8 protein-coding genes and 1 pseudogene are annotated in these 9,710 nt (G+C 64.4%); all 9 read left to right on the forward strand.

What is annotated here, in order from left to right; translation table 11 throughout:
* Positions 1 to 147 precede the first annotated feature (147 nt).
* On the forward strand, positions 148 to 612 hold the full coding sequence (locus EN781_RS15810; protein WP_126056613.1) for a MerR family DNA-binding transcriptional regulator: 465 nt from the start codon (positions 148 to 150) through the stop codon (positions 610 to 612).
* Positions 613 to 850: 238 nt separating this feature from the next.
* Complete coding sequence (locus EN781_RS15815) at positions 851 to 2,647, forward strand: acyl-CoA dehydrogenase (protein WP_126056612.1); 1,797 nt, start codon at positions 851 to 853, stop codon at positions 2,645 to 2,647.
* A 146-nt stretch (positions 2,648 to 2,793) separates the two neighbouring features.
* Positions 2,794 to 3,210, forward strand: coding sequence for an endonuclease domain-containing protein (locus EN781_RS15820; protein WP_245455264.1), 417 nt, complete (start codon positions 2,794 to 2,796; stop codon positions 3,208 to 3,210).
* Positions 3,207 to 4,376: an acyl-CoA dehydrogenase family protein gene (locus EN781_RS15825; protein ID WP_126056610.1), complete on the forward strand. Its 1,170-nt coding sequence runs from the start codon at positions 3,207 to 3,209 to the stop codon at positions 4,374 to 4,376. Before EN781_RS15820 ends, EN781_RS15825 begins: the two co-directional genes overlap by 4 nt.
* A 33-nt stretch (positions 4,377 to 4,409) precedes the next feature.
* Positions 4,410 to 5,618: an acetyl-CoA C-acetyltransferase gene (locus EN781_RS15830; RefSeq protein ID WP_126056609.1), complete on the forward strand. Its 1,209-nt coding sequence runs from the start codon at positions 4,410 to 4,412 to the stop codon at positions 5,616 to 5,618.
* 14 nt (positions 5,619 to 5,632) lie between these two features.
* Positions 5,633 to 7,852: a 3-hydroxyacyl-CoA dehydrogenase NAD-binding domain-containing protein gene (locus tag EN781_RS15835; RefSeq protein WP_126056608.1), complete on the forward strand. Its 2,220-nt coding sequence runs from the start codon at positions 5,633 to 5,635 to the stop codon at positions 7,850 to 7,852.
* 12 nt (positions 7,853 to 7,864) lie between these two features.
* The gene (locus EN781_RS15840) at positions 7,865 to 8,407 is read left to right on the forward strand and encodes a thioesterase family protein (RefSeq protein ID WP_126056607.1); all 543 of its coding nucleotides are present in this window, start codon (positions 7,865 to 7,867) and stop codon (positions 8,405 to 8,407) included.
* 95 nt (positions 8,408 to 8,502) lie between these two features.
* Complete coding sequence (locus tag EN781_RS15845) at positions 8,503 to 9,147, forward strand: helix-turn-helix transcriptional regulator (RefSeq protein ID WP_126056606.1); 645 nt, start codon at positions 8,503 to 8,505, stop codon at positions 9,145 to 9,147.
* Positions 9,148 to 9,710: pseudogene (locus EN781_RS15850) on the forward strand (thermonuclease family protein); the annotation flags it as partial. It lies immediately after the preceding gene.

Genomic DNA, 9,710 nt, shown 5'->3' on the forward strand with positions numbered 1-9,710 from the left:
GTATAGAATTGACGTAAACGTAAGAGTGTGCAGATCCCCCTTTTGCGATTTTTCGTTGAAACCACGACTGGAAGCACGCCCCCGCTTCCACTCAGGCGACGCAAGGTCCGGGACCGCGGCGCCACCAGACGGGGAAAGCCAGTGACCATGAAGCTTGTTTCGGCCGGCGAAGCCGCGGCCAACACCAATGACATATCGACTGAAACCGGCGAGGAACTTGTCCGCATCGGCGAAATGGCCAAGAAATATGGCGTGACGTTGCGCACGCTACGTTTCTATGAGGACAAGGGCCTGCTCAACCCGAAGCGCGACGGTTCGACCCGTCTCTACACGCGCCGCGACAAGGCCCGGCTGAAGCTGATCCTGCTGGGCCGCAAGGTCGGGTTCTCGCTGCGCGACGTCAAGCAGATGATGGATCTCTACGATCCGACCGGCTCCAACACCAAGCAGCTGCGGCTGGCGCTCGACAAGTCCGAGAAGCAGCTCGCTCGCCTGCAGAAGCAGCGGGCGCTGATCGACGACGCCATCAACGAGTTGAGCGCCTCGATGACGGCGGTGCGCCAGATGCTTGCCCAACGCGCCGCGCCGCCACAGGCCAGCGCAGCCGGCTGATCCTGTGCGCCGGCTTCCGGCGGAAAGTCTCGGACGAGGAGCCGCGCGGCCTGTGCCGCGCGGCTCTTTTCTTTTGGCGGCCATGCGTCAGCTCACGAAAATTTTGCGTCTGCGACAAGATTGACGTTTACGCAAACGTCAATTTTTGCTATCGGGGCGTCGACATTGGCTCAGCCTCCGATCTGCGCTTTGATCGAGAACTTGCTGGCAGGGCCAGACCGCAAGGGTGGAGGAAGGCATGACGATCTACAGGGCGCCGATCCAGGACACGCTGTTCGTGCTCAACGACGTGTTGGGCTATCAGCGCTATTCCAATCTTCCCGGCTTCTCCGACGCGACGCCCGACGTCCTCGAGGCGATCCTCGCCGAGGGCGCCAAGCTCGCTGAGAACGTCATGCATCCGCTCAACCGTGTCGGCGACATGGAAGGCTGCGTGCGCCATGATGACGGCTCGGTGACGACGCCCAAGGGCTTCAAGGAGGCTTTCGACCAGTATCGCGAGGGCGGTTGGATGGGGCTCGCCGCGCCTGCCGAGTTCGGCGGCCAGGGCCTGCCCTACACGGTCCACACGGCGGTTTCCGAATATATGGTCTCGGCCAACATGTCGCTGATGATGTATCCGGGCCTGACGCAAGGCGCGATCGCCGCCATCATCACCCACGGCACCGACGAGCAGAAGGCGACCTGGCTGCCGAAGCTGGTCGAGGGCGCATGGACCGGCACCATGAACCTCACCGAGCCGCATTGCGGCACGGATCTTGGCCTGCTGCGCACCAAGGCCGTGTCGAACGGCAATGGCACCTACAAGATTTCCGGTCAGAAGATATTCATCTCCGCCGGCGAGCACGACATGGCGGACAACATCGTCCACCTGGTGCTGGCCCGCATCGAGGGTGCGCCGGAAGGCGTCAAGGGCATCTCGCTGTTCATTGTGCCGAAGCTCAAGCTCGACGCCTCGGGCAAGCCAGGTGAAAGAAACGCCGTCTCTTGCGGCTCGATCGAGGAGAAGATGGGCATCCACGGCAATTCGACCTGCGTCATGAATTATGACGAGGCCGAAGGCACGCTGCTCGGCGAGGCCAATGGCGGCCTGAAGGCAATGTTCACGATGATGAACGAGGCCCGCCTCGGCGTCGGCCTGCAGGGGCTGTCGCTGTCGGAGATCGCCTACCAGAACGCCGTCTCCTACGCCAAGGACCGCTTGCAGGGCCGGTCGCTGTCGGGTGCCAAGGCGCCGGACAAGAAGGCCGATCCAATCATCGTCCATCCCGACATCCGCCGCTCGCTGATGACCATGAAGGCGTATAACGAGGCCGGCCGCGCGCTGGCGCTGTGGACCGCGATCAAGTCGGACGTCGCGCACCGCGCCGGTGACGACAACGATCGCCGGGCGGCCGACGACTACACCGGCCTGCTGACGCCCGTGGTCAAGGGCGTGCTCACCGACAAGGGCTTCGACCACGCGGTGATGGCGCAGCAGGTGTTCGGCGGCCATGGCTATATCGAAGAGCACGGCATGAGCCAGTTCGTGCGCGATGCCCGCATCGCCATGATCTATGAGGGCGCCAACGGCATCCAGGCGCTCGACCTGGTCGGCCGCAAGCTGGCGCAGAACGGTGGCCGCGGCGTACAGGCTTTCTTCAAGGAGGTCGGCGAGTTCTGCGAGGAGAACCGTGCCGACGAGAAGTTGGCGCCCTTCACCAAGGCGCTGAAGAAGGGCCTCAACGACCTGCAGGCGGCGACCATGTGGCTGCTGCAGAACGCCATGGCCAAGCCCGACAATGCGGGCGCCGCCTCGACCGACTACATGCACCTCTTCGGCCTGGTGGCGTTGGGCTACATGTGGGCGCAGATGGCGAAGGCCGCCGGCGCGAAGCTCGCCGATGGCGCCAACGGCTCCTCGGCCTTCTATGACAACAAGCTGGTGACGGCGCGCTTCTTCATGGAGCGGATCATGCCGGAGACGGCGACGCGGCTTGCCCGCATTTCCAGTGGCGCGGACGCGCTAATGGCGCTGCCGGCGGAAGCGTTCTAGAAATGCTCGGCGTCCCCCTCCCCCTTGAGGGGAGGGTGGCCCGAAGGGTCGGGAGGGGTCGCCCGCGACGAGCTCGACGCCAATTCTGACGGATGCGCACTGGGAGGAGGACTATCGCAATGCCGCGGACGCGGGTGAGTTTCGAAATGCGGCAGAAGGCACGCTCGCTTCGTCTCCATGCGACGAAGGCGGAGTCTTTGCTATGGTACGAATTGCGGGAGCTGACGGCTGACGGTTTGAAGTTCAGGCGGCAATCGCCGATCGGCCCGTACATTGTCGATTTCGTCTGCCCGTCGGTCAAACTCATTGTGGAGGTCGACGGCGACCTGCATGAAACCGAGGCTGGCAAGCGTCATGATTTGAACCGCGACGCTTATTTGCAGTCGCTTGGCTACGTCGTGCTTAGGATCGACGAGCCGGATGTTATCAATAGCGCCTGGCATGTTGCGCAGTTTGTCAAAGGTGAGGCCGAGCGTGTCGCCGGCGACCCCTCCCGACCGCTTCGCGGCCACCCTCCCCTCAAGGGGGAGGGGGACGCCAGCGCCACGGAGGAAATGGCATGACAAATCCAGCCGAAATTCTTGGCTTGCCAAAACCCGCCTGGGCGGCGGACGAGGTCGCAATGCTCTACGACATGGCGTCGCGCTTCATGTCTGAAGAGATCGCGCCGCGCTATGACGAGTTCGAGAAGAACGAGATGGTCGACCGCGAGAGCTGGCTGAAGGCAGGCGCGGCCGGCCTGCTCTGCGCCTCGATGCCGGAGGAATATGGCGGCTCGGGCGGCACCTTCGCGCATGAGAGCGCCATCATCGAGGCGATCGGCCATGTCGGCGTCGACGGCTTCGGCATCGGTCTGCACAATTCGATCGTCGCCCCCTACATCCTCCATTACGGCTCCGAGGAGCAGAAGAAGAGGTGGCTGCCCAAGCTCGCGACCGGCGAGCTGATCGGCGCCATCGCCATGACCGAGCCCGGCGCCGGCTCCGACCTGCAAGGCGTCAAGACGCGCGCCGAGAAGGACGGCAACCACTACAAGATCAGCGGCTCCAAGACCTTCATCACCAATGGCCAGCTCGCCAGCCTGATCATCGTCGTCACCAAGACCGACCCGGAAAAGGGCGCCAAGGGCACTTCGCTGATCGTCGTCGAGACCGACGAGGTCGAAGGTTTTCAGCGCGGCCGCAACCTCGACAAGATCGGCCTGAAGGCCAACGATACCTCCGAACTGTTTTTCAACGACGTGCGCGTGCCGACCTCGAACCTGCTCGGCCATGAGGAAGGCAAGGGCTTCGTCCAGCTGATGCAGCAACTGCCGCAGGAGCGGCTGCAGATCGGTACCGGCGCGATCGCCATGATCGAGCGCGCGCTGGCCTTGACCATCGACTACGTCAAGGAGCGCAAGGCCTTCGGCAAGGCGGTCATCGATTTCCAGAACACCCAGTTCAAGCTGGCCGAGCTGAAGACCGAGGCCACGATCGGCCGCGTCTTCTACAATGACTGCGTCGCCCGCCACATCGATGGCGGCCTCGATCCGGTCACCGCCTCGATGGCCAAATACTGGCTTAGCGACCTGCAGGGCAAGGTGGTCGACGAATGCCTTCAATTGCACGGCGGCTATGGCTACATGAATGAATACCCGATCGCCCGCATGTACCGCGACGCTCGCGTCCAGCGCATCTACGGCGGCACCAACGAGATCATGAAATTGCTGATCGGGCGCTCTCTCTGAGCGCGGCGACCGGCAAACCCAAGGAGCAGGAAAATGGCCGAAGCTTACGTCTATGACGCCGTGCGCACGCCGCGCGGCAGAGGCAAGAAGGATGGCTCGCTGCACGAGGTGCCGGCGGTGCGGCTCGCCGCCAAAACGCTCGAGGCGCTGCGCGACCGCAACGGCCTCGACACCGGCACTGTCGACGACATCATCTTCGGCTGCGTCGACCCGGTCGGCGAGGCGGGCTCGGTAATTCCGCGCGCCGCCGCCTTCGAGGCCGGCTACGACACCAAGGCGCCCGGCATGCAGATCTCGCGCTTTTGCGCTTCCGGTCTCGACGCCATCAATTTCGGCGCCGCCAAGATCGCGCAGGGTGCCGACGACATCGTCATCGCCGGCGGCGTCGAATCGATGTCGCGCGTCGGCATGGGCATGTCGGGCGGCGCCTGGTTCATGGACCCATCCGTCGGCCTGCCCGGCTGGTTCGTGCCGCAAGGCATTTCGGCCGACCTGATCGCCACCAAGTATGGCTTCAGCCGCGACGATGTCGACGCCTATGCCGTCGAGAGCCAGAAGCGCGCCGCCAAGTCCTGGTCCGAGGGCCGCTTCAAGAATTCGGTGATCCCGATCAAGGACCAGAATGGGCTGACCATCCTCGACCATGACGAGCACATGCGACCGGCGACCGACATGCAATCGCTGGCCTCGCTCAACCCGTCCTTCGTCATGCCCGGCGAAATGGGCGGCTTCGATGCGGTTGCCGTGCAAAAGCACCCTGAAGTCGAAGAGGTCAACCACGTCCACCATGCCGGCAACTCGTCCGGCATCGTCGATGGCGCCGCTGCCGTCCTGCTCGGCTCCAAGAAGGCCGGCAAGGCGATGGGCATCAAGCCGCGCGCCCGCATCCGCGCCTTCGCCAACATCGGCTCCGAGCCGGTGCTGATGCTGACCGGCCCGGTCGACGTCACCGAAAAGCTCTTGCAGCGTGCCAAGATGAAGCTGTCGGACATCGACCTGTTCGAGCTCAACGAGGCCTTCGCCTCGGTGGTGCTGCGCTACATGCAGGCCTTCGAGATCCCGCACGACAAGATCAATGTCAACGGCGGCGCGATCGCCATGGGCCATCCGCTCGGTGCCACCGGCGCCATGATCTTCGGCACCGTGCTCGACGAGCTCGAGCGCCGTGACCTGAACACCGCCCTGGTCACGCTCTGCATCGGCGCCGGCATGGGCACCGCCACCATCATCGAACGCGTCTGACGGGGAGAGAGAAGATGAGCTACACCAATTTCACCCTCGACGTCGACGCCGACGGCATTGCGCTGGTCACCTGGAACATGCCGGATCGATCGATGAACGTCTTCACCGAAGAGGTGATGCGGGAGCTTAACGCCATCGTCGACCATGTCGCCGGCGACGCGGCCATCAAGGGCGCGGTCATCACCTCCGGCAAGGATACTTTCTCCGGCGGTGCCGACATCACCTTGCTGCAGAAGATGCTGGGCGCCTTCGCCGCCGACAAGGCGAAGGATTTGGGCAAGGCGACCAAAGCCCTGTTCGACAATGCGGGCGTCATGACCGGCCTGTTCCGCAAGATCGAGACTTCCGGCAAGCCGTGGGTGTCGGCGATCAACGGCACCTGCATGGGCGGCGCCTTCGAGATGTCGCTCGCCTGCCACGGCCGCGTCGCTGCCGATTCCGACAAGGTGAAGATGGCGCTTCCGGAAGTGAAGATCGGCATCTTCCCGGGTGCCGGCGGCACCCAGCGCGTGCCGCGGCTGACCGACCCGCAGCAGGCGCTGCAGATGCTGACCACCGGCCAGACTCTCACGCCGCAGAAGGCCAAGGCAATGGGCCTGATCCACGAGATCGCCGAGCCTTCGAAGCTGGTCGAGACCGCCAAGGCGATGATCAAGAATGGCCTGAAGCCGGTGGCGCCTTGGGACGAGAAGGGCTTCAAGCTGCCCGGTGGCCCGGTCTATTCGGCGGCGGGCGCCAACCTCTGGCCGCCGGCCATCGCCATCCTGCGTCGTGAGACCTACGGCAACTATCCGGCCGCGGGGGCGATCCTGAAATGCGTCTATGAGGGACTCCTGGTACCCTTCGACACGGCGCTCAAGATCGAGCAGCGCTACTTCACCGAGATCATGCAGACCAGGGAAGCGGCAGCGATGATCCGCTCGCTGTTCGTCTCGCTGCAGGAACTGAACAAGGGCGCGCGTCGCCCGGCCGGCGTGCCGGACACCAAGTTCAAGAAAATTGGCATCCTCGGCGCCGGCTTCATGGGCGCCGGCATCGCCTATGTCACGGCCAAGGCCGGCATTCCCGTCGTGCTGCTCGACCGCGACATGGAGTCGGCCGAAAAGGGCAAGGCGCATTCCGACAGCCTGATCTCTGATCAGGTCAAGAAGGGCCGCGCCAAGCCCGAGGACAAGGACAGGCTCTTGTCGCTGATCACGCCGACGGCCGACTATGCCGACCTCGCCGGCTGCGATCTGGTGGTCGAGGCCGTGTTCGAGGATTCCGCCGTCAAGAAGAGCGCCACCGAAAAGGCGGAAGCGGTGCTGAAGTCGTCGGCGATCTTCGCCTCCAACACCTCGACCATCCCGATCACCTCGCTGGCGAAGAATTCGGCGCGACCGAAGAATTTTGTCGGCATCCACTTCTTCTCGCCGGTCGACAAAATGATGCTGGTCGAGATCATCCTCGGCAAGAAGACCGGCGACAAGGCGCTGGCGACCGCCATCGATTTCGTCCGCGCCATCAAGAAGACGCCGATCGTCGTCAACGACACGCGCGGCTTCTACGTCAACCGCTGCGTCCTGCGCTACATGTCGGAAGCCTACAAGATGCTGATCGAGGGTGTCCCGGCACCGATGATCGAGAACGCCGCCAAGGCGGCCGGCATGCCGGTCGGTCCGCTGGCGCTGACCGACGAGACGGCGATCGACCTTGCCCAGAAGATCATGAAGCAGACGATCAGGGATCTCGGCGAGAAGGCCGTCGATCCGAAGCAGATGGCGCTGATCAACACCATGGTCGACACGCATGGCCGCTTCGGCCGCAAGAACGGCAAGGGCTTTTACGACTATCCGGCCAAGCCGGCGAAGAAGAAGCTGTGGCCTGGCCTCAAGGACCTCTATCCACAGCTCAAGCCGGAGAAGGTCGACTATGAGGAACTGAAGCAGCGCCTGCTGGTCACCATCGCCCTCGAGGCGGTTCGCGTGATGGAGGAAGGCATCGTCACCGATCCGCGCGAGGCCGATGTCGGCTCGATCCTCGCCTTCGGCTTCGCCCCCTTCACCGGCGGCGCGCTGTCCTACATCGACGGTATTGGCGCCAAGCAGTTCGTCAAGATCGCCAAGGCCCTGCAGAAGAAGTACGGCGCCGAGTTCAAGGCGCCGAAGCTGCTGCTCGACATGGCGGAGAAGGGCGAGACCTTCTACCAGCGTTTCGACCCTTACCAGAAGGGCGAGATCAAGCAGGCAGCCTGACGGCCGACGCCGATGTATGTCTGGGCGCGCATGGCGCGCATGATGGCCACGGCGCGAAGCCGTGGCCCGTACCTCGTCGGCGGTGAAAGCCGGCTGGTCTTTCGATGCCTGCCGACCGACATCGATTTCAACAACCATCTCAACAACGCCCGCTACATGATGCTGGCCGATCTCGGCCGCATCGACATCTTCCTGCGCGCCGGCCTCATCGCGCTGGCGCGCAGGAACGGCTGGGCGCCGATGATCGGCGGGCTGCAGGTGGCCTATGTGCGCGAGATCCGGCTGTGGCGGCGCTTCGAGGTGGTGTCCTCGATCGAGACCTGGGAAGGCACCTCGGTCATCGGCAGGCACCGCTTCGTCCTCGATAGTGGCGAAACGGCCGCGCAAATCATGACCACCGGCGGTGTCTACGACCGCCGCGGCCGCCGCTTTCTCGACATTGGCGAGGTGGTCATCGCACTTGGCCGTTCTGCTCAGCCGCGCCCCCCGACCGAGGCCGAGCAGGCATTCATGGCGTCGCACCGGAATTTGCGGGAACTTGCCAAGAAGGCGTGATCGTTGGCGATCCCGCGCACTTCCTCGGTGGACATTGGGGCGGTTGCGCGGTAGACAGGAAGAGGCATTTTTTCCTGTTTTGAAGGAGAGCTCGATTGCTCTCGCACGACCGTGTCTGGGCCGCCATCGACGCACTCGCCGAGCGTTATTCGCTGTCGGCGTCAGGTCTGGCAAGGCGCGCCGGTCTCGACTCCACCGCCTTCAACAAGTCGAAGCGCCTGTCCTCGGACGGGCGGCCACGCTGGCCGTCGACCGAATCGCTGGCCAAGATCATCGAGGCCACCGGCGCCTCGCTGGAGGAGTTCACCGGGCTGGTGGAAGGTGATGGCTCGATCCCGGCGTCGCAGGCACGCAGGTCAGCCGTGCCGCTGCTCGGCTTTGCCCAGGCCGGCGCCGGAGGTTTCTTCGACGATGCCGGCTATCCGGCGGGGCAGGGCTGGGATCTGGTTGAATTGCCGGCCAGGGCGACAGCAAGCTCCTATGCGCTGCAGGTGCAGGGCGATTCCATGCTGCCGCTCTACCGCAACGGCGACGTGCTGATCGTCGAGCCGGGCGCTGCCACCCGCAAGGGCGACCGCGTCGTCGTCAAGACCGTTGCCGGTGAGGTGATGGCCAAGGTGCTGGCTCGCCAGACCGTGAAGTCGATCGTGCTGGTCTCCCTCAATCCTGATCATCCTGATCGGGACATCCCGATGCGCGACATCGAATGGGTGGCGCGTATCGTCTGGGCAAGCCAGTAAGTGCGGCTGCTCCGTCTTGCCGTGGCTGTTGCGGCTGTACCAGCGATGGCGTCGCTCGTCGTCACCGGAGGCCGCGCGCTGAACGGCGGTGAAAGCATCGTCACGCTGGACCGCATTGATCCGGTGGCCGAAACCACCGCCGAGCAGGGCGCCGACATGCCGCCCGAAGCGCCGGCCACGGCAGCCCTTCCGCCACCGCAGCCGGTGAAACCTCCCGCCCATTCCAGGACGATCGATCCCGAGGTCGTGGCGCCACCTCAACTCCCTTCCGGGGAGCTTGAGCGTGTCGAGCCGCGCGCGCCGCTGAGCGACCTGGCGCTGGCAGGCCCGCCCAAGCCGCCCAGGTGGAAAATGCCCGGCGACTGGAACGGGACCAAGCTGTTCCAGCCGGTGGCCGCCGCCGCCGGGCTGATCGAGGCGAAGGGCTATTCGGTCGCGATTTCCGGCGTCGACATCGTGAGGCAGGACGAGACCTGCAGCGTCGACGGCAAATCCTGGGCCTGCGGCGCGCGCGCCAGGACGGCATTCCGCGCCTGCCTGTGCGGCCGGGCGATAGCCTGCAT

The organism is Mesorhizobium sp. M4A.F.Ca.ET.090.04.2.1, assembly GCF_003999085.1.
Lineage (GTDB): Bacteria > Pseudomonadota > Alphaproteobacteria > Rhizobiales > Rhizobiaceae > Mesorhizobium.